The 25,959-nt window shown below is 71.3% G+C and carries 23 protein-coding genes; 15 read left to right on the top strand and 8 right to left on the bottom strand.

Annotated features, from left to right (window positions below):
- Nucleotides 1–65: 65 nt before the first annotated feature.
- The 7 genes from FXO23_RS09870 to FXO23_RS09900 all read left to right on the top strand — a co-directional run bounded on the left by FXO23_RS09870 (nt 66) and on the right by FXO23_RS09900 (nt 7,723).
- On the top strand, nt 66–788 hold the full coding sequence (locus tag FXO23_RS09870) for a succinate dehydrogenase cytochrome b subunit (RefSeq protein ID WP_246257091.1): 723 nt from the start codon (nt 66–68) through the stop codon (nt 786–788).
- Nucleotides 789–793: 5 nt separating this feature from the next.
- Nucleotides 794–2,731, top strand: a complete 1,938-nt coding sequence (locus FXO23_RS09875) for a fumarate reductase/succinate dehydrogenase flavoprotein subunit (protein ID WP_158883183.1) — start codon at nt 794–796, stop codon at nt 2,729–2,731.
- On the top strand, nt 2,728–3,480 hold the full coding sequence (locus FXO23_RS09880; RefSeq protein WP_158883185.1) for a succinate dehydrogenase/fumarate reductase iron-sulfur subunit: 753 nt from the start codon (nt 2,728–2,730) through the stop codon (nt 3,478–3,480). The genes FXO23_RS09875 and FXO23_RS09880 overlap by 4 nt, the downstream gene beginning before the upstream one ends.
- Nucleotides 3,481–3,499: 19 nt before the next feature.
- On the top strand, nt 3,500–4,120 hold the full coding sequence (locus FXO23_RS09885) for a YigZ family protein (RefSeq protein WP_158883187.1): 621 nt from the start codon (nt 3,500–3,502) through the stop codon (nt 4,118–4,120).
- A 34-nt stretch (nt 4,121–4,154) separates the two neighbouring features.
- Entirely contained in the window at nt 4,155–4,988 is an 834-nt protein-coding gene (locus FXO23_RS09890) for an alpha/beta fold hydrolase (RefSeq protein WP_158883189.1), read from the top strand.
- Nucleotides 4,989–5,072: 84 nt separating this feature from the next.
- Nucleotides 5,073–6,854 carry a protein kinase domain-containing protein gene (locus FXO23_RS09895; RefSeq protein WP_158883191.1) on the top strand — a complete coding sequence of 594 codons (1,782 nt, stop codon included), beginning with the start codon at nt 5,073–5,075 and terminating at the stop codon, nt 6,852–6,854.
- Between the two features lie 83 nt (nt 6,855–6,937).
- Nucleotides 6,938–7,723: an FHA domain-containing protein gene (locus tag FXO23_RS09900; RefSeq protein ID WP_246257093.1), complete on the top strand. Its 786-nt coding sequence runs from the start codon at nt 6,938–6,940 to the stop codon at nt 7,721–7,723.
- Here the strand turns inward: FXO23_RS09900 and FXO23_RS09905 are convergent, their stop codons facing one another.
- Entirely contained in the window at nt 7,724–8,167 is a 444-nt protein-coding gene (locus FXO23_RS09905) for a phosphatase domain-containing protein (RefSeq protein ID WP_158883193.1), read from the bottom strand.
- A gap of 111 nt (nt 8,168–8,278) precedes the next feature.
- Between FXO23_RS09905 and FXO23_RS09910 the strand changes: the two genes are divergently transcribed.
- Together FXO23_RS09910 and bla are read left to right on the top strand one after the other, a co-directional pair.
- Nucleotides 8,279–9,523 carry a serine hydrolase domain-containing protein gene (locus FXO23_RS09910; protein ID WP_158883195.1) on the top strand — a complete coding sequence of 415 codons (1,245 nt, stop codon included), beginning with the start codon at nt 8,279–8,281 and terminating at the stop codon, nt 9,521–9,523.
- A gap of 70 nt (nt 9,524–9,593) precedes the next feature.
- On the top strand, nt 9,594–10,481 hold the full coding sequence (gene bla, locus FXO23_RS09915; RefSeq protein WP_425484855.1) for a class A beta-lactamase: 888 nt from the start codon (nt 9,594–9,596) through the stop codon (nt 10,479–10,481).
- 55 nt (nt 10,482–10,536) lie between these two features.
- On the opposite strand, the gene FXO23_RS09920 is transcribed toward bla, so the two are convergent.
- Together FXO23_RS09920 and FXO23_RS09925 are read right to left on the bottom strand one after the other, a co-directional pair.
- Nucleotides 10,537–12,357, bottom strand: coding sequence for a choline/carnitine O-acyltransferase (locus FXO23_RS09920; protein ID WP_158883199.1), 1,821 nt, complete (start codon nt 12,355–12,357; stop codon nt 10,537–10,539).
- Between the two features lie 72 nt (nt 12,358–12,429).
- The gene (locus FXO23_RS09925; RefSeq protein WP_158883201.1) at nt 12,430–13,293 is read right to left on the bottom strand and encodes a HalD/BesD family halogenase; all 864 of its coding nucleotides are present in this window, start codon (nt 13,291–13,293) and stop codon (nt 12,430–12,432) included.
- Between the two features lie 283 nt (nt 13,294–13,576).
- Here FXO23_RS09925 and FXO23_RS09930 point away from each other — a divergent pair, with 283 nt between their 5' ends.
- Both FXO23_RS09930 and FXO23_RS09935 read left to right on the top strand, forming a co-directional pair.
- Nucleotides 13,577–14,467 carry a bifunctional helix-turn-helix transcriptional regulator/GNAT family N-acetyltransferase gene (locus tag FXO23_RS09930; RefSeq protein WP_158883203.1) on the top strand — a complete coding sequence of 297 codons (891 nt, stop codon included), beginning with the start codon at nt 13,577–13,579 and terminating at the stop codon, nt 14,465–14,467.
- Between the two features lie 88 nt (nt 14,468–14,555).
- Nucleotides 14,556–16,883 (top strand): ATP-binding protein, encoded by a 2,328-nt coding sequence (locus FXO23_RS09935; RefSeq protein ID WP_246257094.1) that lies wholly within the window; start codon nt 14,556–14,558, stop codon nt 16,881–16,883.
- Between the two features lie 5 nt (nt 16,884–16,888).
- On the opposite strand, the gene FXO23_RS09940 is transcribed toward FXO23_RS09935, so the two are convergent.
- A complete protein-coding gene (locus FXO23_RS09940; RefSeq protein WP_158883207.1) occupies nt 16,889–18,106 on the bottom strand; it encodes a PucR family transcriptional regulator in 1,218 nt (405 codons plus the stop codon).
- A 156-nt stretch (nt 18,107–18,262) separates the two neighbouring features.
- Nucleotides 18,263–18,727, bottom strand: a complete 465-nt coding sequence (locus FXO23_RS09945; RefSeq protein WP_158883209.1) for a hypothetical protein — start codon at nt 18,725–18,727, stop codon at nt 18,263–18,265.
- Between the two features lie 59 nt (nt 18,728–18,786).
- On the opposite strand from FXO23_RS09945, the gene FXO23_RS09950 reads away from it, so the two are divergent.
- Both FXO23_RS09950 and FXO23_RS09955 read left to right on the top strand, forming a co-directional pair.
- Nucleotides 18,787–19,458: a TetR/AcrR family transcriptional regulator C-terminal domain-containing protein gene (locus FXO23_RS09950; RefSeq protein WP_158883211.1), complete on the top strand. Its 672-nt coding sequence runs from the start codon at nt 18,787–18,789 to the stop codon at nt 19,456–19,458.
- Nucleotides 19,459–19,511: 53 nt separating this feature from the next.
- Entirely contained in the window at nt 19,512–21,074 is a 1,563-nt protein-coding gene (locus FXO23_RS09955; protein ID WP_158883213.1) for an FAD-dependent oxidoreductase, read from the top strand.
- A 348-nt stretch (nt 21,075–21,422) separates the two neighbouring features.
- Here the strand turns inward: FXO23_RS09955 and FXO23_RS09960 are convergent, their stop codons facing one another.
- Entirely contained in the window at nt 21,423–22,385 is a 963-nt protein-coding gene (locus FXO23_RS09960) for an asparaginase (protein WP_158883215.1), read from the bottom strand.
- A complete protein-coding gene (locus FXO23_RS09965) occupies nt 22,382–23,119 on the bottom strand; it encodes a Clp protease N-terminal domain-containing protein (RefSeq protein WP_158883216.1) in 738 nt (245 codons plus the stop codon). The genes FXO23_RS09960 and FXO23_RS09965 overlap by 4 nt, the downstream gene beginning before the upstream one ends.
- 63 nt (nt 23,120–23,182) lie before the next feature.
- Here FXO23_RS09965 and FXO23_RS09970 point away from each other — a divergent pair, with 63 nt between their 5' ends.
- Nucleotides 23,183–25,195 (top strand): S9 family peptidase, encoded by a 2,013-nt coding sequence (locus tag FXO23_RS09970; RefSeq protein ID WP_158883217.1) that lies wholly within the window; start codon nt 23,183–23,185, stop codon nt 25,193–25,195.
- Nucleotides 25,195–25,374, top strand: coding sequence for a hypothetical protein (locus tag FXO23_RS09975; RefSeq protein ID WP_158883218.1), 180 nt, complete (start codon nt 25,195–25,197; stop codon nt 25,372–25,374). Before FXO23_RS09970 ends, FXO23_RS09975 begins: the two co-directional genes overlap by 1 nt.
- A 58-nt stretch (nt 25,375–25,432) precedes the next feature.
- On the opposite strand, the gene FXO23_RS09980 is transcribed toward FXO23_RS09975, so the two are convergent.
- A complete protein-coding gene (locus tag FXO23_RS09980) occupies nt 25,433–25,873 on the bottom strand; it encodes a MarR family winged helix-turn-helix transcriptional regulator (protein ID WP_218951946.1) in 441 nt (146 codons plus the stop codon).
- Nucleotides 25,874–25,959 lie beyond the last annotated feature (86 nt).

Below are 25,959 nucleotides of genomic sequence, written 5' to 3' on the forward strand. Positions count from 1 at the left end.
AGGCTATGCGATCGAGCGCTTCGATGTATTGGACGTCTCGTCAACCGTGGGCTTCCCTGGACCTCGTGACAGTTCTGGATGGGCGACCGGTGGACAAAGCCCCGCGACGCCGGGGAAAGCTGCGCCGCCTGTGGTCCTCCACGATCGGCAAGAAGGCCGTCATGGGTGTCACCGGCGCGGTGCTGCTGCTGTACGTCACCGTGCACATGCTGAGCAACCTGAAGGCCTTCATCTCGCCCGCGAACCTGGACGGCTACGCGGTCTGGCTGCGCAGGCTGCTCGACGGCCTGCTGGGGTACGAAGGTTTCGTCTGGGTCGTCCGGATCGTGCTGTCGCTCTCGGTCCTGCTGCACATGGTTGCGGCCTTCCAGCTGGCTCGGCGGGCCCGCGCGGCCCGCCCGGCCGGCTACCAGCACCGCCCGAAGATCCAGGGCGGGTACGCGGCCCGCACCCTGCGCTGGGGCGGGGTGATCATCGCGCTGTTCCTGGTCTACCACCTGCTCGACCTCACCACCGGGGACGTGAACCCGCACGGCGTCCACGGTGCGGTATACGCGAACGTGGTCGCCAGCTTCAGCCGCTGGTACGTCACGCTGTTCTACGCGCTGGCGGTGATCGCGCTCGGGTTCCACCTGCGCCACGGGTTGTGGAGCGGCCTGCAGAGCCTCGGCGCCTCCACCGCCGCGCGCCAGCGGATCATCCAGCGGATCGCGCTCGGCTACTCCCTGTTCCTCACGATCGGCTTCCTGTCCGTGCCGGTCGCCGTGCTGACCGGAATCCTGAGGTGACCGCCATGTCCCGCTACCTCCAGGGCACGCCCATCGCCGACACCCGGGCGCCCGCCGGACCGATCGAGAAACGCTGGGAGCAAAGGAGATTCTCCGCCCGGCTGGTGAACCCCGCGAACAAGCGCAAGCTCAGCGTGCTCGTGGTCGGCACCGGGCTGGCCGGTGGTTCGGCGGCCGCGACGCTCGCCGAACTGGGCTACCGGGTCAGCTCGTTCTGCTACCAGGACAGCCCGCGGCGGGCGCACAGCATCGCGGCGCAGGGCGGGATCAACGCGGCGAAGAACTACGCCGGGGACGGCGACAGCGTCCAGCGGCTGTTCTACGACACCGTGAAGGGCGGCGACTTCCGCGCGCGGGAGTCCAATGTGTACCGCCTGGCGCAGCTGAGCGTGGAGATCATCGACCAGTGCGTGGCGCAGGGCGTGCCGTTCGCCCGCGAGTACGGCGGGCTGCTGGACACCCGGTCGTTCGGCGGCGCCCAGGTCTCCCGGACGTTCTACGCCCGCGGCCAGACCGGGCAGCAGCTGCTGCTCGGCGCGTACCAGGCGCTCGCGCGGCAGATCGACGCGGGCCGGGTGAAGATGCACCCGCGCACCGAGATGCTCGACTTGATCGTGGCGGACGGCCGCGCCCGCGGCATCGTCGCCCGCGATCTGGTCACCGGCGAGATCACCACCCATCTCGCGGACGCGGTGGTGCTCGCCACCGGCGGCTACGGCAACGCGTTCTACCTGTCCACCAACGCCAAGGGCTGCAACGCCACCGCGATCTGGCGGGCGCACCGGCGCGGCGCGCTGCTGGCCAATCCGTGCTTCACCCAGATCCACCCGACCTGCATCCCGGCCAGCGGCGAACACCAGTCGAAGCTCACGCTGATGAGCGAGTCGCTGCGCAACGACGGCCGGGTCTGGGTGCCCAGCACTCCCGGCGACCCGAGGCCTGCCAAGGACATCCCCGAGTCCGAACGCGACTACTACCTCGAGCGGATGTACCCGAGCTTCGGCAACCTGGTGCCGCGGGACATCGCGTCCCGGGCGGCGAAGCACGTCTGCGACTCCGGGCGCGGGGTCGGGCCGGGCGGCCTCGGGGTGTACCTCGACTTCGCCGACGCCCTCGAACGCCTCGGCGAGGCGGCGGTTTCGGCCAAGTACGGCAACCTCTTCCAGATGTACCAGCGGATCACCGACGAGGATCCGTACCGGGTGCCGATGCGCATCTACCCGGCGGTGCACTACACCATGGGCGGGCTGTGGGTGGACTACGACCTGCGCAGCACGATCCCGGGCCTGTTCGTGATCGGCGAGGCGAACTTCTCCGACCACGGCGCCAACCGGCTCGGCGCCAGCGCGCTGATGCAGGGCCTGGCCGACGGGTACTTCGTGCTGCCGAACACGATCGGCGACTACCTCGCCGACGGGCCGTTCCCCGCGCTCGGCGACGACCATCCCGAGGTGCGCGCCACCCGGGCCGAGGTGGCCGACCGGATCGACCGGCTGCTGGGGGTGCGCGGCGACCGGACCGTCGACTCCTTCCACCGCGAACTCGGCGGGCTGCTGTGGGACCACTGCGGGATGGAACGCGACGAAACCGGGCTGCGCAAGGCGCTCGAGGCGATCACCGCGCTGCGCGAGGAGTTCTGGCGCGGCGTCCGGGTGCCGAGGCACGGCGAAGGACTCAACCAGGCGCTGGAGAAGGCGGGCCGGGTGGCCGACTTCTTCGAACTCGCCGAACTGATGTGCGTCGACGCCTTGCACCGCACGGAATCCTGCGGCGGGCACTTCCGGACCGAGAGCCAGACCGCCGACGGCGAGGCGCGGCGCGACGACGAGCACTTCAGCTATGTCGCCGCCTGGGAGTTCACCGGGGTCGGCGAACCGCCGGTGCTGCACCGCGAAGCCCTCGAATACGAATACGTGACCCCCACCCAGCGGAGCTACAAATGAAGTTCACCGTCCGCGTCTGGCGCCAGGAGAACGCGCGCGCGAAAGGGCGCCTGGTGGAGTACGCCGTCGAGGGGATCACCGCGGACATGTCGTTCCTGGAGATGCTCGACGTGCTCAACGAGCGGCTGATCGGCGCGGGCGAGGAGCCGGTGGCCTTCGACCACGACTGCCGCGAGGGCATCTGCGGGATGTGCGGCATGATGATCAACGGGGTCGCGCACGGGCCCCAGCGGGCGACCACGACCTGCCAGCTGTCCATGCGGCACTTCCGCGAAGACCGCCCGATCACCATCGAACCGTGGCGCGCCAAGCCGTTTCCCGTGCTCAAGGACCTGGTGGTGGACCGGGGCGCGCTGGACCGGATCATCGAATCCGGCGGGTACATCACCGCCCCGACCGGCAGCGCGCCGGACGCGCACGCCACACCGGTGCCGAAGGCGAACGCCGACGCCGCGTTCGAAGCCGCCGCGTGCATCGGGTGCGGCGCGTGCGTCGCGGCCTGTCCGAACGGTTCGGCGATGCTGTTCACCTCGGCCAAGACCACGCATCTGGGCAACCTGCCGCAGGGGCAGCCGGAGCGGTACACCCGGGCGGTGGGCATGCTCGAAACGCACGACGCGCTGGGCTTCGGCGGGTGCACCAACACCGGCGAATGCACCCAGGTCTGCCCGGTCGGGATCCCGCTGGAGTCGATCGCCCGGCTGAACCGGGACGTGCTCAAGGCGTCCCTGCGCGATCCGCGGGGATGACCCGGGCAATACTCGGGGCATGGACGTGATCGCGCGGGACGGGGTGCACGAGATCGAGATCCAGCGATCGCGGTTCCGCTGCGCGCTGGGCCGGGTCACCACCGACGCCGAGGCGACCGAGTTCATCGCCCGGGTCCGCCGGGAACACTGGTCGGCCACGCACAACTGCTCGGCGTTCCGGATCGGGCCCGGCGGGGACTCGCAGCGCTCCAGCGACGACGGCGAACCGGCGGGCACGGCCGGGGTGCCGATGCTCGAAGTGCTCGTCCGGCGCGGGCTCACCGACGTCGTGGCCGTGGTGACCCGGTACTTCGGCGGGACCAAACTGGGCGCGGGCGGGCTGGTCCGCGCCTACGGCCGGGCGGTCTCCGAGGCGATCGACGCGGTCGGCGTCCTGCACCGCGCCCGGTTCGCCACCTTCGGCATCGACGCCGGGCACGCCGAAGCGGGGCGGCTGGAGAACGCGCTGCGCGCGGCCGGGCACCGGATCGCCGACGTCGGCTACGGCAGCCGGGTGCGCTTCACCGTCCAGGTCCCGGAATCCGGGGCCGAGGCGTTCGAGCACTGGCTGGCCGAGCAGACCGGCGGCGCGGTCACCGCGACCCGGGGCGCGCCGATCGAACTGGACGTGCCCGGTTAATCCGCTCGCCACGCGGCCCGGTTACCGTGCCCCGGTGACCGAACACCTCAGCATCGACACCCCCGCCGGCAGCTTCGACGCGATGGCCGCGGGCCCGGCGGACGGGCGGCCGGTGCTGCTGCTCCACGGATTTCCCGAGGCCGCCGTGTCCTGGGAACGGCATCTGGCCGTGCTCGGGGCGCGCGGGTACCGGGCGGTCGCGTTCGACCAGCGCGGCTACTCCCCGGGCGTGCGGCCGGAACGGGCGGCCGAGTACGGGATCGACGCGATGGTCGGCGATGTGGTCGCGGTGGCCGACGCGCTCGGCTGGACCCGGTTCGACCTCGCCGGCCACGACTGGGGCGGCGCGGTCGCCTGGTGGACCGCCGACGCGCATCCGGACCGGCTCCGCAGCCTGACGGTGTTCTCCACCCCGCATCCGGCGGCGCTGGCCGCCGCGATGCGGACCGACGAGGACCAGCAGCTGCGGTCGGCGTACATGACCGAGTTCCGGCAGGCCGGGGTCACCGAGCGGCGCATGCTCGCGGACAACGCCGAGGCGCTGCGTCGCGTCTTCGACTGGAAGGTGCCGGAAAGCCGCGTCGAGGAATACGTGCGGCGGTTGTCCGAGCCGGGTGCGCTGACCGCGGCCCTGAACTGGTACCGGGCGGGCCGTCCGGACGGGAAGATCGGCAAGATCACCGTTCCGACGCTGTACGTGTGGGGCACCGAGGACGTGGCCTTCGGGTCCACCGCCGCGCTGGCCACCGGCGAGTGGGTGGACGCCGCGTACCACTTCCAGATGCTCGAGGACGTCAGCCACTGGGTGCTCGAAGAAGCCGCCGACGCGACGGTGGCCCTGCTGCTCGCCCAGTTGGCAGCACGATGACTTTTACCCCATTGGGGTAGGCCGAATGCACTACGGTTGACGCCGCCTTGTTCACCCCCGTTTTCTGGGCTTGGTGAGGAGTCGATGGTGCCGGCTGGGGAAGAACTGATCGCGGGTCGCTACCGCCTGCAGGAGCCGATCGGCTCGGGCGGGATGGGCGAGGTCTGGCGCGCCTTCGACGAGGAGCTGCGCCGGGTCGTGGCCGTCAAGCGCGCCCACGAGGACGGCCGGGGCACGCGGCGGGAAGCCAGGATCGGCGCCGGTTTCCAGCATCCGCACGTCATCAGCGTGTACGACGTCGTGGCCGAGGACGACCAGCGCTGGCTGGTGATGGAGTTCCTGCCGTCGGTCAGCCTGGCCGAACTGCTGACCGAGCGCGGCCGCCTGCCCGTCGCGGAAACCGCGCGGATCGGGGCGCAGGTCGCCGACGCGCTGGCCGCCGTGCACGCTCGGGGCGTGGTGCACCGCGACATCAAACCGGGCAACATCCTGGTCACCGAGGACGGGCTCGCCAAGCTGACCGACTTCGGGATCTCGCGGGCGGTGTGGAGCGAGGTCACGCTGACCGACTCCGGGAGCGCCGGGGGCACCCCGGCGTACTTCGCGCCGGAGGTGGCCGAGGGCCGGGATCCGGAACCGGCGTCGGACGTGTTCTCGCTCGGCGCGAGCCTGTTCGCCGCGGTGGAGGGGCGATCGCCGTTCGGGGAGGCGGACAACCCGCTCGCCGTCCTGCGCCGGGCGGCCGCCTGCGAACTCGAGCCCGTGCGCCGGGCCGGGGCGCTGGCCCCGGTGCTGGCCGCGCTGCTGCGCCGGGAACCGGGGGAACGGCCGGACGCGGGCGAGGCCCGTCGCCTGCTCGACGAGATCGCGCGCACCGGATCGGCGAAAGCGGTCCCGCCGCCCGGCGCCGGTCGGCGGCGGGCCCGGCGGCTGGTCCTGCTCGCCGCGGCCGCGACCGCCGCGGTGGCGCTCGCGGTGACCTGGACCGTCCTGCCGGATCGGCCGCGGACCATTTCGGCGTCCGTGGCCGCGCCGCAGCCACCGCCGCTGATCGGCGATCCGCGGACCGCGGATCCGTGTGCCCTGCTCGATCCGGCCGCGCTGGGGCGGTTCGGCGAGACCGAACTGGACATCGACTACGGAAACTTCACCCGATGCGATGTGCTGGTCAATCCGGACACGGACCGGGAAGTCGACGTCGAGGTGGAGTTCGAGGCCGCGGGGGCGCCCGCGCCCGGCGAAACCGCGGGCACGCTGAACGTCGCGCGGGAGCCGGAACACGACGGCGAATGCGAACGAACCGTGCTCCCGACCGAGCAGACCCGGGTGGTGGTGACCGCGAAGCTGACCGAGAACGGCCCGGCGGACCTCTGCGCGATGGCCGACGTGGCCACCGGCACCGTGGTGTCCGTGCTCGGACGCGGACCGATCCCACGCCGGCTCGCGCCGTTCGACGCGAAGTCGCTGGCCCTGGTGGATGCGTGCTCGCTGCTCAATCCCCCGGCGCTGGAACACATTCCGGGGGTCGACGCCACCCATCCCGAAGCCGGGTTCGCCGGGTGGCGGTGCCGCTGGCACAGCACGACCAGCGACCTCGCGGTCATCCTGCGGTACGACCGGCACCAGCCGCTGACCGCGGCGAGCGGCCGACCCACCCGGTTGGGCGGGCGCGAGGCGTTCGTCCAACCGGGCGACGACGATTCCTGCGAAGTCCAGGTGGTCCACCGGCCCTACACCGACGACGACGGGAAGCGGGCGGTCGAGCTGGTCCTGCTGACGGTCAGCGGGAAACAGCCCAGCGACCGGCTCTGCGGGCTGGCCACCGAACTGGCCACCGCGGCCGCCACCGCCCTGCCGCCGCCGTGACCGGGACCCCTCCCGAGCACCGCGCGCACAATCGAACCGGCGCGTCATGCCGCGAACCGCGACGATTTACCAGGGAGGCCGGCGTGGAGGACAACTCTGCGGACGACAAGGTGCTCGAGGCGACCCACCGGAGCCTGGCCCACGGCGTACCCCCGTCCGACTCGAGCCGGTTGTTCGCGCTCGCGACCGCCGGTGGCATCGCCATCGGGGCGAAGGAGGGGCGCACCGTCCTCTTCGGGCGCAACCGGCCCGAGGTGCACGTCTGCGTCGGCGAGGACGACCGGCGGGTGAGCCGGCAGCACGGCGCGCTGACGCACCAGTCCGGTCAGTGGTGGCTGCGCAACACCGGGCGGCTGCCGATCCGCCTGCCGGAGTCGCGCTGGCTGTTCGGCGCCGAGGAGCCCGTTCCCCTGGTGGAGGGGTACACCCCGCTGTTCCTGCGCGGCACGCGGGGCCGGGAGCACCTGCTCGAGTTGTACGTGACCGGTCCCGGCGGGCAACGGCCCACTTCGCGGCACCGGGACCTCACCCAGCCGCCGAGGACCTGGCGGCTGACCGAGGACGAGCGCCTGGTGCTGACCGTGCTGGGCCAGCGGTACCTCCTGCACGAGGCCCGCCCCCAGCCGCTGACCTGGCGGCAGACCGCCGAGCAACTCACCGACCTGCGCCCGGAAGCGGGCTGGACCACCAAGCGGGTGGAACACCTGGTGGTCGCGGTCCGCAACCGGCTCTCCCGGGACGGCGTGCCCGGCCTGACCCGGGACGAGGTGGGCGAACCGGTCGGGAACGCCCTGAACGACAACCTGATCACCGAGTTGCTGCTGTCCACCACGCTCGTCCCGCCGGACCTTTCCCTCCTCGAAGGGTGATCATTCGCCCGGGAAGCGCTCCACCCATCTGCGTTGCCACGGCGTTTCGACGGCTCGCCGGTGGTAGTTCGCCCGGGCCCAGGCGACGGCTTCGGTGGGCGGCACCCCGGCGAGCACGGCGAGGCAGGCGATGACCGTGCCGGTGCGGCCGACACCGCCGCCGCAGGCGACCTCGGCCAACCGGCCGTCCCGTGCGTGCCCGCGCAGTTCCCGGATCGCCTCGATGGCCCGTTCGCGATCCCGGGGCAGCCGGAAATCCGGCCACTCGAGCCAGTCGTGCGGCCAGGTCAGCCGCTGATCGTGGCGGCGGCGGAGTTTCGCCGAACCCAGGTAGAGCCCGTACTCGGGCCGGCTCCCCGCCGGCGCCGGGTTCCGCAGCCCACGACCGCGAATCCAGGCCCCATCGGGCAGGCGAATCGCCCCGTCAAGCCGAGTTGTGGTCATGGTTTCATCCTGCCGCATCGAGTCTCACGATCTCCTCAGCTCCCTGCCAGGAACTTCTCACCGGGCGGCGGGCACCGTGTCAGGGCGTCTCGACTTCCAGGGAGTGTCCACATGACTCGGTACCCGCTCGAGCAGTCCCGGCGTTCCGCGCTCGGTTTTCTCGGAGCCGTTCCGCTGGCCGCCGGCGGACTGCTGGCGTCGGGGGAAACCGCCGACGCCGATCCGTCCTCGTCCGGCCGGATACCCCGGGATCTGCTTCCCGGCGGCGCGTTCGATCGGTTCGTCGCGAGCCTGGCGGCGAAGGACGAGTTCTCCGGCACCGTGCTGCTCGCGCACCGCGGCCGCCCGGTGCTGGCCAGGGCGTACGGGATGGCCGACGCGGAGCTGGCGATCCCCAACCAGCTGGACACCGTCTTCCCGTTGGCTTCGGCGTCCAAACCGTTCACCGGGCTGGCGATCGTCCAGCTCGTGCAGCGGGGAAAGCTCGAACTCCACGAGAAGCTGGGCGCCTACCTGGACGGTTTCCCGGCCGAGATCGCGAACACCGTCACCGTCCACCAGTTGCTCACCCACACTTCCGGGATGGGGGACTTCCAGCGGCCCGGCGGCCACCGGCCGCCCGACAAGATCTACCACAGCGCCACGGACCAGATGCGGGATCTCGACGAGTTCCTGCGGGGCCAGAAACTGGAATTCGCCCCGGGCACCGGGGTCGCCTACAGCAGTTTCGGCATGATGACGCTCGGCCAGATCGTGGCGAAGGTGTCCGGGCAGACCTTCTGGGACTACGTCCGCGAGCACATCTTCCGCCCCGCCGGAATGACGCGCTCCGCGTACTACACCCGGACGGAATGGCTGTCCGACAAACGAATCGCACACCCGTACCTGCGACAGCCCGCGGGCCCACGCGTCGACGGGGTGCGCAACCTGGACAAGGGCGGCACCGGCACCGCGGCCGGGAACGCGGCACGCTATTACATCGGAACGGGAGGCGGAAACGGGTTCTCCACCGCACCGGACCTGGTTCGCTTCGCGCGTGCCTTGCGGGACGGCACGCTGCTCAACCGCGCCTACACCGAGCTGTTCCTGAACGGGAAGGTGGTCAGTCCTCCGCAGCCGGGTGGCGATCCCGATCCCGCTCGCCAGGAGTCGTTCATGGCCTACGGCTCGTTCGCCGGCATCTTCAACAACCAGCGGACGCTCGGGCATTCCGGTGTCATGGCCGGCGGGATGACCAACTGGTCGATCTATCTCGATCTGGACTGGACCTCGGTGATCCTCAGCAACTACGACAACATCGACCTGCAGGGAATCATCAGCCGGGAGAAGCACGCCGTGACCGAGCACCGTTCCTGACGTTTGCGCGGCGAGCGCCGTCCGGCATGCTGGGGTGGTGCTCAACGAACCGGTTTCCCGCCGTGCCGTCCTGTTCGGTGGCCTGGCCGGAGCGGGCGTCGCACTGGCCGCCTGCGCCTCGCCGTCCACCGGCGCACCGCCCCCGAACCCGCCGCCGGTGGACGCGGCCCGGGCCGAACTGTCCGCTTTGGAGGCGAGGTTCGGCGGCCGGCTCGGGGTGTACGCGGTCGACACCGGTTCCGGCGCCGCGGTGGGGCACCGCGCCGACGAACGGTTCCTGCTCTGTTCCACGCTCAAAACCCTTGTGGTGTCGGCGATCCTGCGGTCGCACCAGCGGCAGCCGGGGCTGCTGGACCGGGTGATCCACTACGACCGCGCGCAACTGCTTTCGCACGCGCCGGTCACCTCGCGGCACGTCGCCGACGGGATGACCGTCGCCGCGCTGTGCGAAGCGGCGATCACCCAAAGCGACAACACGGCCGCGAACCTGCTGTTCCAAGTGCTCGGCGGCCCACCGGCGGTGACGGACTTCGCCCGGTCCCTCGGCGACCCGCTCACCCGCGCGGACCGGACCGAACCGGAGCTGAACGTGAGCGCTCCCGGGGACGAACGGGACACTTCCACCCCCGCCCGGATGGCCGCCGACCTGCGCGCGCTCGCCCTCGGCGACGCCCTGGACCCGGCCGGGCGGGAGCTGCTCGGCGGCTGGCTGCGGGCCAACGTCACCGGCGGCAAATCGATCCGGGCCGGGCTGCCCGCCGGCTGGCCGGTGGGCGACAAGACCGGCAGCGGCGCGCAGGGCGAGGTCAACGACGTCGCGGTGGTGTGGCCGCCCGGCCGCGCCCCGCTGGTCATCGCCGTCTACACGGCACCCGCCGACCCGAAAGCCACCACGGGCTACGCGACCGTCGCCGGCGCGACCACGATCGCGGTCAAGGCCCTCGTCCCGGCCGCCTGACCGATCGCCGCCGGGCACCCGAAAGCGCGCGCACTTTCGGGTGCCGCCGCGCCGGTCAGCCCTCTTCGGCGAGCAGGTCCTGCAGTTCCGCCACCGCTTTCCGGAGTTCGCCCGCGAAGGCGTGCATCTCGTCGGCGACCGCGCGCGGTGTGCTCAGGTAGATGTTGAACCGGTCCGGGAGCAGGACGTACGCGACGCCGATGCACTGGCTGCTGGTCGAACCGAACCCGAAGTACTGGATATTGGTCGACGGGGCCGAACTGGTGCTCAGGTAGTCGTCGCGCATCTTGACCCAGCCCGGGGTTTCGTACAGGGCGAGGGGCTCGGTGGCGCCCAGTTCCGCACCGCGGCGCCGCTGGATCAGCTGCAGTTCCCACAGGTGCTGCTCGGGTGCCTGGATCGCCTGGCATTCCTTGGCGCGCGCCACGTGCTTGTCGGCGGCGGCGCGGAAGGCGGCGCGGCGGGTGGCGGCGTCCGCGCCCGGATCGTCCATGGTCGCCACGAAATCCAGGATCTCGGGGGTCACCACCCGCATGGCTTCGGTGCGCCCGTGCCGGTACTGGCGGGTGGCGATCGATTCGTAGGTGGCGCCGGTGAGCCCCTTCGAACGCTTGTGGGCCAACTGGTATGCCATCTGCACGAACGCGTCCGGGGACATCCGCAACTGCTTGGCCCGGTCGGCGCCGAAATCCTCGAACGAAACGATCTTGGTGGCCGTGCTGGCCGCGTAGCCGGCGAACGCATCGGCGGCGGCCCGCACGTCGGCGCGCTGGTCGTCGTCGAGCACGAACTCGATCGGCTCGACGGACGGCAGGCCCTGCGACCGGGCTCCGGACTCCGCCGACTGCTCCTCGGCCGGGGCGCCGAGCAGGGCGTCGACGAAGCTGAGGATCGTGGTTCCGTCCAGGCCGCAGTGCTCGACGTTGATCCCGGCCGTGCCGTCGGCGAAGACGATCAGCGACACGGCCTTGTCGAACCACCGGTTGCCGCTGTCGCCGTGCAGGAGCTGGTCGCACGCCTCCTGGGTGTCCTTCGGGGCGAAGTCCTCCAGGCAGACGCAGAACAGGGCGGTTTCGATCGTGTCCAGCGCGTCCGCGTTGGCGGGCTGGGTGAGCAGCGTTTCGCGGCTGGCCGCCCATTCCGCCCGGGCCTTGGTGGTGAGGTGCCCGACGGACGTGCCCGGTTCGGCCCGGGTCGCCCCGGTCTTCAGGACCGCGCGCAACCCGGCGGCGAGATCGTCCAGCGAATGCGGCCGCCCTTCCGGCCCCAGCACGTCGAGGCGGAACGCGTTGCCGCGGAAGAACACCACGATGTGCCGCGCCTGCGACGGGCCCGGCCATTCGTCGCTGTAGGGCACCCGGACGGTGTCCTGCTCGCGCCCGGGAATCCGGGTCGTGGAGAACAGGAACTTGTTCTGCACCATGGAGAGCGCCTGGCCGCGCTGGATGATCGGGGGAATCCGCTCCGCGTCGAGCGCGACCTTGTAGTTGACGGCCGCGGCGACGAGTCCGGCCGCGCGGTCCACCTGCCCCTGCTCGGATTCTTTGAACAGGAAGAAGAAGTTCGCGTTCAGCGCGATGCGGTCGCGGCGGCCCAGGTACCGGTACGGCCAGAAGGTGTCGAGCCAGCTGTGCACCCCCTCCGCGGCGTCGTACTCCGCCAGGGCAGCCTGCAGCTTGCGCGCGGTGCTTTCCGGCCGCAGGAACGCTTCCACTGCGGCTTCGGTCGTCGCGCGCTCGTCCGCGGTCAGCAGCGGCGAGCACCATTCGACGAACCTCGCGCAACTGTCCTCAAGCGTCGGCAGCGGCACGCGCGGCAGGCGGTCCTCGTTGCCGAAGGTGCGGCCGGACCATTCTTGACTGCTGTTCAACTTCATCCTCGAAATCGGTGGTGTGCAGGGGGTCTTGCGGAGCTGCGCGTTCATCGTGGCCGACGGCCGCGCGCGTGGCTAGTCCAGAAGTTGGTCGCCACGCTCGGCCCGGCCCAGGTGCTCGGGCAGCACCCGCCCGAACAACTGCCGCGTCCGGGCCGGGCTCCCGATGACCCCGGGCCGTTCGCTGTAGGCGAAGATCGTCGAATGGCGCGCGGTCTCACCGCGCACGGTGGTCACCCGGTGCAGCGCGTACCGGCCCTTGAACAGCTGGAGGTCACCCGGGCGCAGGGTCAGGCGGCGGATCAGGTGTTCGCCCCGGCCGTCCAGCACGGCCCGCACGTCGCCGAAGTTCTCCGCCTCCGCGGACCGGATGTTCGGGCAGTATTCGAAGGTGCCGCCGACCTCCGATTCCTGCGTCAGCATGCTCACCGTGAATTCATTCGTGTCGAAATGCCACGGATGCCCCATTCCCGGGCCGACGACATTGAGGCACAGCCCGGCGAGCGGGTCCGCCAGCTCGTGCAACCGGGGCAGCTCGAAACAGTCGGCAATGAATCTCTGGAACAGTTTACTGGTGTAGAGCTGATGAATGAGGAACTGCTCGGGAATATTGTCGCGAGCCACGAACGCATTTCCGCGTTCCATGCTGACTCGGCCCGGATGATCTTCCGGCAGCGACGAATCCGTGGCGATGTTGTAGACATTGACTTCTTCGACACCGTAGTGCGCCAGCGGAGCGATTTCCGCGCATTCCCGCCGCAATGCCGCACATCGGGAAGGCCGAATGAAATTGGGCAGCACACTGCAACCGACCCGCCGCAGTTCTTCCCGGGCGCGGGAAACCACTTCCTCCCAGGCGGCGCTCGCCGGTTCTCCCAGCGGATAGCGATCCGTGTCGACCACCTGGTCGACCACCCGGGCTTCCGAAGCAACGGTCATGTGGATCCTCTCAACGGCGAAAGTTCACCACCCGGGGTTTAGCACATTTCGCACTCCCGGCTCATTGCCGTGAACTCGTTTGTGACGGGCGACACGGCTATAACGACGCGAACGGCGTGACTTTCCGTAATATTCACCAGAATTGGTAGTCCATTTCGGTGTTCTTTCTTCCGCGCGCTTGCCCGGCCCGCGCGGGTTGGAGATTCTGGTCTGCTACCCGGGAGTAACGAACCTCCGGCGATCACTGGACTCGCCCGGGGACCTCTGACTAAGGTCAAAGACCATGGACGTCGCGCAGACCGACCTGGCGGTGTTTCGCCGGTTCAGCCGCTACTTCACCCGCCGGATCGGAGTCCTGAACGATCAGTACCTCGGCCAGGCCCGGCCGCTGGGGCAGGCCCGCCTGCTCTTCGAGATCGGCTCCGGGGCCTCGCTGCGCGAACTCCGCTCCCGGCTCGGCCTGGACGCCGGATACCTCAGCCGGATGCTGCGCGCCCTGGAAGCGCAGGGCATGGTGCGGCTGCGCCGGCATCCGGCGGACAGCCGGGTCCGGCTGGCCGAACTGACCCGCCTCGGCCACGCCGAACTGGCCGAACAGGATCGCCGCGCGAACGAGATGGCCGGCGGGCTGCTCCGCGGCCTCACCCGCGACCAGCGCGCCGAACTGACCTCCGCCGTCGGCACGGTGGAACGGTTCCTGCGCCTGGCCGCCGTCACGATCGACGTCGTGGACCCGGTTTCCCCGGAAGCGCGCCAGTGCCTGAGCGCGTTCGCCGCCGAACTCGACGAACGCTTCCCGGAAGGCTTCGACGAGGACGATCTCGTGCGCCCGGACGAGATTTCCGGTGCGGCGGGCTTGTTTCTGCTCGCCGCGGAGGAAGGCCGGCCGGTCGGCTGCGTCGGCCTGCGCCCGCTGGAACCCGGCGTCGCGGAGGTCCGGCACCTGTGGGTGCACGCCGCCGCACGGGGAATCGGCCTCGCGCACCGACTTTTGGCGGGGGTGGAAAACCGGGCCGCCGAACGCGGGCACCGCGTGCTCCGGCTGGGCACGAACTCGGTGCTCACCGAAGCGATCGCGTTGTACCGCAAGGCCGGTTATGTCGAGATTCCGGCCTACGACCGGTCGCCGCACACCCACCACTGGTTCGAGAAGCGCCTCCATCCCGGGGACTGACCGGGGCGTGCGTGTGGGGACCGCTCACCGGGCGGGAACACGGAGGGGTGAGTCACAATGATCGCTCCGAATGAAGGGTGGTGGTGATGTGACGGTGTCCGGCGTGGAGCGTGCGCGGGTGGAATCCCTCCCGGTGGAGGTGACGACGTATGTCGGACGCCGCACCGAGATCGACGAAGCGCGAAGGCTGCTGGGGACCGCGTCCCTGGTGACGCTCACCGGCCCGGGCGGGGTCGGCAAGACCCGGCTGGCGCTGCGGATCGCCGCGGCGGCGCGGGCGTCGTTCGGCGACGACGTGGTGTTCGTCGGGCTGGCCGAGCTGCACGAACCGAAGCTGCTGGCGAGCACGGTCGCCGACCGGCTCGGGCTGGGCGACCGGTCGACCCGGCCGTTGATCGAACTGCTGGTGGACCAGCTCCAGGGCCGGCGGATGCTGCTGGTGCTGGACAACTGCGAGCACCTGGTCGAGGAGTGCGCGCGGTTCACCGACGCCCTGCTGCGCGCGTGCCCGGATCTGGTGGTGCTGGCGACCAGCCGCCAGTCACTCGGCGTGGCCGGGGAGCGAGTGCTCCCGGTGATGCCGCTGGGCGTTCCGGAGCCCGGGGAATCGGTGGCCGACCTGCAGCGCTACGACGCGGTGCGGCTGTTCGAGGACCGGGCGACCGCGGTGGTGCCGTCGTTCGCGATCACCGAGGGCAACGTCGAGGACGTGATCCGGCTCTGCCGCGCGCTGGACGGCCTGCCGCTGGCCATCGAACTGGCGGCCGTGCGGTTGCGTTCGCTGTCCGTGCGCCAGCTCGCCGACCGGCTGAACCAGCGGTTCACGCTGCTCACCGGCGGCAGCCGGTCGGGCCCGAGCAGGCACGCGACCTTCCAGGCGCTGATCGACTGGAGCCACGAGCTGTGCACCGGGGCCGAACGCCTGCTGTGGGCGCGGGCCGCGGTGTTCTCCGGCAGCTTCGACCTCGACACCGTCGAGGAGGTGTGTTCCGGCGAGGGCCTGGACCGCGCCGAGGTGCTGGACGTGCTCGACGGGCTGATCGACAAATCGATCCTGCTCCGCGAGGAAGACCACGGCGTGGCGCGGTACCGCATGCTGGAAACCGTGCGGCAGTACGGCGAGGACCGGCTGCGCGCGGCCGGTGACCTGCTGCGGATGAAACGGCGGCACCGCGACCGGTACCTCGAGCTGACCAAGCGGTTCGAGGCCGAATGGTTCGGGCCCGGCCAGGTCGCGTTGGTCGACTGGCTCAAGCACGAGCACGCCAACCTCCGCGGGGCGCTCGACTTCTGCGCCGGCGACCCCGGCGAAGCGGTCGTGGGCCTGCTCATGGTGCGCAACATCAAGGAGTACTGGGTGCTGCGCGGGATCAACACCGAGGGCCGGATGTGGCTCCGCAAGCTCGTCGAGATCGCCCCGGCCGACGCGCCGAACCGGGCGGCCGCGCTGTGGATGTACGCCTTCCTGGCGCTGGTCCAGGGAGATGCGCCCGCCTACGAGGCGAGCCTGGCGGACGCGGAACGGATCGCCGAGGAGACCGGCGATGAGCTGGACACCGCGTACGTGCACCACGTCCGCGCGTATGCCGCACTGATCGGCAACGACAGCGAGCAAGCCGCCAAGCTCTTCCAGCTGGCGGTCCAGATGTTCCGCGAGCACCAGGATCTAGGCGGGGAACTGTGGTCCAGGTACAACTACGGACTGGCCATCAGCCTGGCGGGCGATCTGGACCGCGGCCGCCAGGTGCTGCGGGAGTGCGTCGAGAACTGCGCGGCCCGCGGCGAGGTGTTCTGGCGATCCTGGGCGCTGTGGTCGCGCAGCGCCGCCGAATACCTGCGCGGTGACCTGCAGGCGGCGGTGGACGCCGGGCTCGAGCTGCTGCGGCTGCAACGGCGCGTGCACGACCGGGTGATCATCGCGTTCTCGCTGACGGTCATGGCCGGATGCGCGACCCACGGCGGCGATCTGCGCCGGGCCGCGCGGCTGCTCGGCGCGGCCAGCACGGTCTGGCGGCTGCTCGGGGCTTCGCCGACCAACTACGCCGCCTTCCTCGAGCCGATGGAACGGGACATCGAGATCGTGACCGGGGGACTCGGCGTCGAGGAGGCGCTGCAGGAGTTCGCCGCGGGGACCGCGCTGTCCATCGACCAGGCGCTGGCCTACGTCCTGGCGGAGGAAACCACCGACACCGCCACCCCGTCCCGGGAATCGCGCGATCCGCTGACCAAGCGGGAAGCGCAGATCGCCGAACTCGTGGCCGAGGGCATGACCAACCGGGAAATCGCCGACCGGCTGGTGATCGCGCGGCGCACCGCCGAGACGCACATCGACCACATCATGACCAAGCTGGATTTCACCAACCGCGCCCAGATCGCCGCGTGGGTGGTGGAATCCCGGCATTCGCCGCGCGAGTAGGGCACTCACGCACCGGACACCCCGGCCAGCAGCGCGATCTTCGCCCGCACGGCGATTTCCAGTTCGAACCGGCACCGCGGATCGGTGAGGTCGTCACCGAAGAGTTCGGTGAGGCGGCGCACCCGGGCCCGCACGGTCTGCGGATGCACGTCCAGCCCGGCGGCGATCTCGGCGGTCTTCCCCCGGGCCGCCAGCCATTCCCGCAACGTGACGAGCAGGCGGCCCCGTTCGGCGCCGGTGACCGAGTCGAGCGGCGCCAGCCGCGATTCGATGAGTTCGGCGACGACGGGCTCGTTGCCGGGAGCGAACAGCATGAGCGCCAGCACGTGGTCGCCGCAGTCGAGGACGGGCTCGTCCGGGAGCAGCCCGCGCTGGGCGAGATCCAGCGCGCACCGCGCGAGCCGCAGGGACTCCCGCACGTCCGCGAGGGGCACGACGGGCCCGGTGGCGACCTGCCAGCCGGGCAGCGCGGCGAGGGTGGCCAGGGCCGGATCGTCCGCCGGGACGACCAGGCACGGCTGCTCCCCGTGGAAGTCCGCGAGCACGGTGGCCGGGAACGCGATCGGCGACGGTTCTCCGGTCGTGCACCGCAACGCGACGGCCAGGGCGGCGCCGGGCAGCGCCCAGCGCGCGGTGCGGGCGGCCTCGGCGAGCGCCCGCGGTTCGGCCGGTGACTCGGCCAGGAGCAGGGCGAGCAGTTCCCCGCGTACCCGGTTGTCCGGTTTGGCCTGTGCGGCGGCGTAGCCCTCGGCGGAGGCCTCGGACAGCCGGGCGACATGGGTGGAGATCGCTTCGGAGTAGCGCGCCAGCGCCCCCGGGGACACCCCGTGGTGCCGCGCGAAAGCCGAGAGCTGGCGCCACACGATCTGGCCGCCGAGGCGGTAGGCGGCGTGCAGCGAGTCCAGGGAACGGCCCGCGGCGAACTCCGCCTTGCCGAGGTCCCGGAACACCTTCAGCGAATCGTCCCGGGGCGTGCCGGGCGTGGTGATCTCGTCCAGCGACCGCCGGAGCATCGCCTCCACGGCGCCGGTGAGGACCTCGCCGAAGAGGCCGCCGAGCGGGCGCGTGTACGCGGGCACCGCCTGCCGGACCCCTTCGACGATGCTGCGGGCGACCGCACCGGCGTGCGGGCGGAGCCGCTGCGCCAGCATCCGCCACCGCTGGTCGTCGGCCCGTTCACCGGGTATGGGGGCACGGGTCCGTGCCGCGTGGTCCTGCCGCATCGCGCTCGCCTCCGGGTGGCGGTCTAACAGCGTCTTAACAACACCGAAACCGTGCCCGAGATCACACGGGAGCCCATCGTGAGGACTACGTAATCCCGTACGTATTCCGTTCAGCGCACCCCGTACGCCCAGGTGGAGGAGCATCCCGCCGGAAGGTCAGGTTCGCCGCCGGGCCCACGGGGTGCGGAAGCGGACGAGAAAGCCGAGGAGCACCAGGGCGAGCAGCAGCGCCCCGCCGTCGGTGATCACCGAGGGCAGGACACCGGCCGGGCCGTAGCTGTCCACCGAGGCCCGGAACACCTCGAACGGGATCATCACCACGCCCAGCGCCTGGCCGAGGTTGACCGCGAGCACGACCCAGAACACCCACGCCCAGCCGCGCGGGGCGAGGAGTCCCAGCGCGTTGCCCACCAGGAAAACGCAGCCGACGGCACGGAATCCGGCGAGGAAGCCCGGGGCGTTCGCGGATGCCTCGGCCGCGGTCTGCCCGGCCAGGCGCATGGTCAGTTCGAGCATCTCCCGATCGACGATCACGAAGGCCTGCAGCGCCGTGCCGATCGTGAAGATCGCCGAGCAGACCGCGGTGAGGAGCTGCAGCCTGCGTGTCCAGACAGTCGCCATCCCCCGCCCCCTTATCTATCGCCGATAGAGAAACTCTACCACTGATAGAGTCCTGCTTCATGGGCGAGGACACCCGGCCGCGCGGCCGCGCGAAACGGCTCGACTTGCGGCAGATCACGCGGGCGGCGATCGAACTGCTGGACGAGGTCGGCCTGGCGGAGCTGAGCACCCGGCGGCTCGCGGCGAAACTCGGCGTCCGCTCGCCGACGCTCTACTGGCACGTGCGCGACAAGGCCGAACTGCTGGACCTGGTCGCCGAGGCCATCTGCGCCGACGCCTTCGACATCGACACCACCCTGCCCTGGCGGGACCAGCTCGCCGACGGCTTACGGCAGTTCCGGAACCTGCTGCTGTCCCACCGCGACGCCGCGGCGCTGCTCCGCGAACGCCCGCCCAGCGGCCCGCACCGGCTCGGGCACATCGAGACCACCGTGCGCATCCTGCTCGAAGCGGGCTTTCCGGAGCACGAAGCCGCCGGGATCTCCCGCCTGCTCGCCGCGCACGTGCTCAATTCGGCCCAGGAGGAGACCCGCGCCCTCATCCCGCCCGAGGCGCCCGGCGCGGAACGCGCGCCGACCGAACTCGCCGCGCGGTTGCGGGACTTCCCGCAGCTGCGGCGGATCGCCCCGGCGTACACCGGGCTGTCCGGAGCGGACCTCTTCGAACTCGGGATCGAAATCATCCTCGACGGCCTGGAGCACCGCGCGGCTCGCGACTTGCGCTCAAGTTAGCTTGAGCGCGCAGGGTGGAATTCGTTCCGCCCCTTCGAAGATCGTGAGGCTCCATGTCAAGCTTCGCCGAGGACACGGCCGAGGTCCTGGTCGTCGGCGCCGGACCGGTGGGACTGTCCACCGCGGCATTCCTCGCCCATCGCGGAATTCGCCCGCTGGTCGTGGAAAAGCACCCGTCCACTTCACCGCATCACCGCGCCAGCACCAGTTTGCGCACCCTCGAACTGTTCCGCGGGATCGGGCTCGGCCCGGAACTGGATCGGCTCGGCTGGATCAGTTACGGCGCGCTGCGGTCGGTGTTCAAGGACACCGCGCTCGGCACGACCCGCCACGTGGCCGATCTGCCGCCGCGCCACCGCGAGCGGCTGCGGACCTGCAGCCCGGAGGCGCCCCGCCTGCTGTCCCAGCAGCAGCTCGAACAGTTGCTGGTGCCCGAGATACGCCGCCTGGGCGGGGAAATCCGCTTCCACACCCGCCTCGCGGAATTCGCGGACACCGGCTCCGGCATCCGCGCCCGGGTCGAGGACGTGCGCACCGGGCGACCGGCCGAACTCCGGGCCGCCTACCTGATCGGCGCCGACGGGGCGCACAGCACCGTGCGCCGGGCGCTCGGCATCGAGATGCCGGACCGGGAGGTCGCCGGGCACCTCAACACCGCCTTCTACCGCGCCGATCTCGGGTCCGCGGTGGACGAATGGGGCACGCACTTCTGCTTCGCCCGCAACGAGAACGTGTACGCCACCGTGGCGTCCTTCAACGGCGGCGAGCTGTGGTCGTCGCACATCATGGACTACCCGGGAAAGCCCGGCGGCCCGGCGGAGCTGTCCGCGGACAAGGCCCTGGAACTGCTGCACGCCGCGATCGGCAAGGCCGTGCCGATCGAACTGATGGCCGTCAACGCGTGGACCGCGGCGATCGGCACCGCGGCGAGCTTCCGGCAGGGGCGGGCGTTTCTGGTCGGCGACGCCGCCCATGTGCAGTCCTCGGCCGGTGGGCTGGGCATGAACACCGGGATCCAGGACGGCCACAACCTCGCCTGGAAACTCGCGGAGGTGCTGCGCGGAGCCGCCGCGCCCGCGCTGCTGGACACCTACGAACCCGAACGCCGCGCCGCGGCGGACGCCTCGCTGGCGATCTCGCGCGGCCTGCACACCGCCTACCTCCACGAACCGGACCGGGACCCCAACGCGCTCTACGAGCGGCTGGGCGTCGACTACCTGCGCGGCATGATGTTCTACGGCTACGAGTCGCCGGCCGTGCTCGGCGCGGATCCCGTGGCGCAGGCCGACGTGTTCGGCAACCGGGTCCAACCGGGCCGCCGCCTTCCGCACCTGCCGGTCACCGGCGGCGGACCGGGACTATCCACATTGGACTTGGTCGGCCCGGGCTGGACGTTGCTGACCGGCGACGGCGCCTGGCTGCCCGCGGCCGACCGGGCCGCCGCCGCGCTCGGACTCGAGCTACGCGGGCACCACCTGGCGAACCTCGGACCGGACTGGCCCGATCCGGCGGCGGCCGTCCTGGTGCGCCCGGACGGTTTCGTCGCCTGGTGTTCGTCCGCGGGCGACCGGCCGGACGCGCTGACCGGCGTCCTGCGCCGCCTGCTGGGGTCGTGAGGGTTTGGGCCGGTTCTAACCGGCCTGACCACTCACGACCCCCAGACTTGGTTCCCTTACAAGAGACGGTGACCGGTCTGGGCGTGCGGGCGCCGCCTGGCTGCCACCCCGATGCTCGTCGCACTTTGTCGGCCAAGTGCGGCCGCAACGAGGCCGTGCTCGTCGGGGTGCCCCGGGGGGTCACCTACCGAAATGGGGGAACTCGGAGGACACCAATGTGGCTTTCGGGGCGTTGAAGGTACCGAACGCCGCATTGGGTACCTCCGAGCACCACCACCGGCGCGGTGTCGCACTTTGTCGGCCAAGTGCGGCTCATCGAACACTCACGACCCCGCTTCTCTTGTCCGGCTAGAGATCCGCGAACCACGCGCGGACCGCGTCGACTCCCCCGCCGCCGAGCGCGACCATGAGCGCGCTCCGCGCGTGGGCCGGGCTCAGGCCGCGGGCGTCGATCGCGCCGACCTTGCCGGCGAGGCGGGCGCCCAGCGGCGGGTCGTCCGGCGGGATCTCCCGGGTGCGGGAGGCGATGACCACGGGAATGTCCCATTCGATCAGCTCGCTGATCGTGGTGAACAGCTCGACCGGCACGTTGCCCGCGCCCGTGCCTTCCAGCACGATCCCGCGCGCACCGGCGTCCACCGCGGTGGACAGCAGCAGGGGCGTCATCCCGGGATAGGTCTTGATCAGGGCGACATCCGATTCGGGTTCCCCGGCGGGCGGCCGGGGCCGGGCGGGCGGCGCGGCCGTCAGTTCGGCCCGGCCCCGCCGGACCAGGCCGAGCCGGGGCCGCGGCTCCGACGAGAACACCGCCGCCCGGGTGGTCCCGGTGAGGGTGGCCCAGCGCGCCGCGTGCAGTTCACCACCGGCGCAGACCACCGCACCGGCGCCGCGGAGGGCGGGATCCGCCGCGACGGCAAGGGAATCCGCCAGATTGCCGGGACCGTCGGCCGCGGGATCGTCGAAGCAGCGAGCCGCACCGGTGAACACGATCCCGCCCCGCGCGGCGGCCGGGCCGGCCAGCAGATCGGCGAGGAACGCGGTCTCCTCCAACGTATCGATGCCGTGGGTGCACACCACCCCGTCGAAGCCGTCGTCCAGCAGCGCCGCCCGGGCCCGGCGGGCCAGCGCGAACATGGTCGACGGCGAGGTGTCCCAACCGGGTTCGGCCAGCACGTCCTCGACCGTCACCTTCGCCGGGCGGGCCTCGCGCGGAACGGCGCCCAGCAATTCGGCCCCGGTCGCGATCCGGGAGCTTCTCGGTTGCTGGGCGATGGTGTCCCCGGTCGCCACGAACAACACGCGTTTGGTCATTCGCCGTCCTCCGCGGCCACGCCGACGTGCTTCTCCAGCCGGGCCACCCGGTCGACGAGCGGCCGCAGTTCCCGGCGGACCGTGGCGGCCACGGCGTCGGCCGGGCCGCCGGTGGCCTGGGCCCGGAGGTGGACGTAACCGGCCAGGGCGGCCACCACCGCGCCGCGGGCCGAGCGGAGTTCGGCTCCCGCGGCGCGCAGGATCTGGCCACCGGTTCCGTCGGGTTCGGCGACCAGGCCGAGCAGCAGGTGCTCGCAGCCGATGTAGTTGTGCCCCAAGGTGACCGCCTCGGTCACCGCCAGTTCCAGCGCGTTCGCCGCCGCACCGCCGAACCGCGGCGCGGGCGGGTCGTGCGCCTGGGCGGGCGAGATCCGGGCGAGCTCGCGCGCCAGCTGATCGGGTTCGATCTCCACCGCGCGCAACACGTGCAGCGCCAGGTTTCCGCCCTCGGCCAGCAGCCCGTGCAGCAGGTGCTCGGTGCCGACCCGCGGCCCCGCGTCCGCCCGGGCCCGGTCGATCCCCAGCCTGATCGCGACGCGCGCCCGTTCGGTGAACTGCGCAAGCCGGGCCGTCGGATCCTCGGCGTCCAGTTCGTCCAGCGCCGTCGCCCGGATGGCGTTCACGCGCTTCACCGACTGCTCCAGTGCCCGCTGGCAGATGGCGGACACCGGAACGCCCGCCTCCTTGACGGATTCGGCCAGTTCGTCCGGCAGGTAGACGTTGATCTTCGGCATAACCCCAAAGATAACCCCTCATGGGGTCATTCCACAAATCCGACGGCGGTGTAAGAAGATTCGGTGATCACGAATCCCTTCGCCGACCTGGACACCTTCGTTGCCCTGCCCCGGATCGCGGGCCTGTGGCTTTCCCCGGACGGACGGCGGCTCGTCGTCGGTGCGGCGATGCTCGACAGCCGGAAGAGCGGCTACCGCACGGCGTTGTGGGAGGTCGACCCGGCCGGGGCGCGACCGGCCCGGCGGCTGACGCGCAGCGGCCAGGGCGAATCGGGGGCCGCCTTCACGCCGTGCGGTGATCTGCTGTTCGTCTCGGCCCGGCCGGAGCCCGACGCGGATGCGGACAAGCCGGTGCCGGCCCTGTGGCGGCAACCGGCCGGCGGCGGTGACGCGCGGGTGGTCGCCGCGCCGCCGGGCGGCGTGCGGGACGTGGTCGTCAGCGACTCCGGGACGGTGGTGCTCGGCACGGCGATGATGCCGTCGGCCACGGACGCGGAATCCGACCGGGAAATCCGCGCGCACCGGGAAAAGGCGGCGGTTTCCGCGATCCTGCACGAGGAGTTCCCGATCCGGTTCTGGGACCACGATCTCGGCCCGGACCGGACCCGGCTGCTGACCGCCGAACTCACCGAGGACGACGAGCGCCTCGAACTCCGGGACCTCACCGGGCACGTCGGCCGGGCGCTCGGCGCGGACAACACCTGGGACATCACCCCGGACGGCGGGACCGTGGTGGCCACCTGGGCGGTGGCCGAACCCGCCGGATCGCAGCGGAACACGCTGGTGGCCATCGACGTGGCGACCGGGAAGCGCCGCACCCTCGCCGACGACCCCGACCACGAGTACGACACCCCGCGGATCTCGCCGGACGGGACGCGCGTCGCGGTCCGGATCCGCCGGCGGTACACCCCGGATGATCCGGGCGCCTACTGGCTCGGCCTGCTGCCGATCGGCGGCGGCGAAATCCGGGACCTGACCGCGGGCTGGGACCGCTGGCCGCATTCCGCGCGCTGGACGCCGGACGGCACCGCGCTGGTGGTGGCCGCGGACGACCACGGCCGCTCACCGCTGTGGCGCGTGGACGCCGCGACCGGGGAACCCGCCCGGCTGACCGAGGACCACGGCGCCTACACCGAGTTCCGGATTTCCCCGGACGGGCACTGGGTCTACGCGCTGCGCGCGGCCGTCGACAGCCCGCCCGCCCCGGTCCGGATCGCACTGACCGGGCCGCCGGCGGTGCACCCGCTGCCCGGTCCGGCCGAGACGGCCGCGCTGCCGGGCAAGCTGGAGGAGGTCACCGCGACCGCGCAGGACGGCACCCCGCTGCGCGCCTGGCTCGCGCTGCCCCACCACGCCGACGGACCCGCTCCCCTGGTGGTCCAGATCCACGGCGGCCCGGTCATGTCGGCGAACACCTGGTCGTGGCGCTGGAACCCCTGGCTCGCGGTGGCCCGGGGGTATGCGGTGCTGCTGCCCGATTTCGCGCTGTCCACCGGCTACGGCGTCGAGTTCGTCCGCCGCGGCTGGGGCGCCTGGGGCGGGCCGCCGTACACGGATCTGCTGGCGCTCACCGACGCCGCGCAGCAACGCCCCGGCATCGACGGCGCCCGCGCCGCCGCGGTCGGCGCTTCCTTCGGCGGTTACCTGGCCAACTGGATCGCCGGGCACACCGATCGGTTCGCCGCGATCGTCACCCATGCCGCGCCCTGGGATCTGGACCAGTCCACCGAAACCGCCGACATCTCCTGGGAATTCCGCCGGGAGATGACCCCGGAAATGGCCGACGCCAACTCCCCGCACCGGTTCGCCGCGGACATCACGACCCCGATGCTCGTCATGCACGGCGACAAGGACTACCGGGTGCCGATCGGGGAAGCGCTGCGGCTCTGGTGGAACCTCTCGGCCCAGTCGAAGGCGGCGGACGGAACGAGTCCGCACAAGTTCCTCTACTTCCCGGACGAGAACCACTGGATCCAGGCGCCGAACCACGCGAAAGTCCTGCACGCCACGGTCTTCGCCTTCCTCGCGCACCACCTGCTCGGGATGGACTGGCAACGCCCGGACCTGCTCGGGTAGTGCGTTTGGCGGTGCCCGGCCGGGAAGCCGATCAGGTTAACTGTTCTTCCGTCTTTTCGTCCGGGCAGTGGATTTCTCCGAGGCACACCGTGCACAACGAACTTTCCGGAAACGTCGTGATCCGACTGGAGACCGGCGCGGTCAATATCGACGTGGCCGACCTGATGGCCCTGTTGTAGTACTGGTGGGACGGCTACCGCAAACACCTGAGCGCGGATTTCATCATCCAGCGTCCCGCTAGACGCCAACTCTCTTCGGCAACTCGATGCGCTGCCGCATCGGGCGATTCCGGAGGGCGGCCAGCGCCTCGTCGACGAGGCGGCTCAACGGGTACGAGAGTTCGGCGTCCAGTGCCCGGGCCGCCGCCGTAGTCGCCGCCCATTCGGCGTCGAGTTCGGGCAGCAGCCGCTCGGCCTTCCGCGTCAGGCGGACGATGCGCTGCCGCGCGTCCTCCCCCGGCGCGAGGGCGACCAGTTCCTGTTTGGCCATCTGGGCCACCGTCTGGCTGGCCGCGGAATGCGTCACGCCGATCGCGTGGGCGAGGTCCCGGATCGAACACGGGCCCGAGGCGGCCAGCACCCGCACGATCGGGGTGAACCGCGGGCGGAAACCGTCCAGCCCGAGGTCGGCATAGACCTCCGCCACGGCGCCGTCCATCAGCTCGAGCAGGTGGCGCATCCGGGTCCCCAGCAAATCGGCGGGGTGGTGGTCAGCTTGAGGTGTCACAGCGCTAATGTAACAGCGCTGTTGCATTCAGGCGCGAA

This window comes from Amycolatopsis anabasis (assembly GCF_009765355.1).
Taxonomy (GTDB): Bacteria; Actinomycetota; Actinomycetes; order Mycobacteriales; family Pseudonocardiaceae; genus Amycolatopsis; species Amycolatopsis anabasis.

Coding starts and splice junctions, on each gene's coding strand:
- FXO23_RS09875 (WP_158883183.1), top strand. CDS start 794: ATGTCCCGCTACCTCCAGGGCACGCCCATCGCCGACACCCGGGCGCCC.
- FXO23_RS09880 (WP_158883185.1), top strand. CDS start 2,728: ATGAAGTTCACCGTCCGCGTCTGGCGCCAGGAGAACGCGCGCGCGAAA.
- FXO23_RS09885 (WP_158883187.1), top strand. CDS start 3,500: ATGGACGTGATCGCGCGGGACGGGGTGCACGAGATCGAGATCCAGCGA.
- FXO23_RS09895 (WP_158883191.1), top strand. CDS start 5,073: ATGGTGCCGGCTGGGGAAGAACTGATCGCGGGTCGCTACCGCCTGCAG.
- FXO23_RS09905 (WP_158883193.1), bottom strand. CDS start 8,167: ATGACCACAACTCGGCTTGACGGGGCGATTCGCCTGCCCGATGGGGCC.
- FXO23_RS09910 (WP_158883195.1), top strand. CDS start 8,279: ATGACTCGGTACCCGCTCGAGCAGTCCCGGCGTTCCGCGCTCGGTTTT.
- FXO23_RS09920 (WP_158883199.1), bottom strand. CDS start 12,357: ATGAAGTTGAACAGCAGTCAAGAATGGTCCGGCCGCACCTTCGGCAAC.
- FXO23_RS09925 (WP_158883201.1), bottom strand. CDS start 13,293: ATGACCGTTGCTTCGGAAGCCCGGGTGGTCGACCAGGTGGTCGACACG.
- FXO23_RS09930 (WP_158883203.1), top strand. CDS start 13,577: ATGGACGTCGCGCAGACCGACCTGGCGGTGTTTCGCCGGTTCAGCCGC.
- FXO23_RS09940 (WP_158883207.1), bottom strand. CDS start 18,106: ATGCGGCAGGACCACGCGGCACGGACCCGTGCCCCCATACCCGGTGAA.
- FXO23_RS09945 (WP_158883209.1), bottom strand. CDS start 18,727: ATGGCGACTGTCTGGACACGCAGGCTGCAGCTCCTCACCGCGGTCTGC.
- FXO23_RS09950 (WP_158883211.1), top strand. CDS start 18,787: ATGGGCGAGGACACCCGGCCGCGCGGCCGCGCGAAACGGCTCGACTTG.
- FXO23_RS09955 (WP_158883213.1), top strand. CDS start 19,512: ATGTCAAGCTTCGCCGAGGACACGGCCGAGGTCCTGGTCGTCGGCGCC.
- FXO23_RS09960 (WP_158883215.1), bottom strand. CDS start 22,385: ATGACCAAACGCGTGTTGTTCGTGGCGACCGGGGACACCATCGCCCAG.
- FXO23_RS09965 (WP_158883216.1), bottom strand. CDS start 23,119: ATGCCGAAGATCAACGTCTACCTGCCGGACGAACTGGCCGAATCCGTC.
- FXO23_RS09980 (WP_218951946.1), bottom strand. CDS start 25,873: ATGCGCCACCTGCTCGAGCTGATGGACGGCGCCGTGGCGGAGGTCTAT.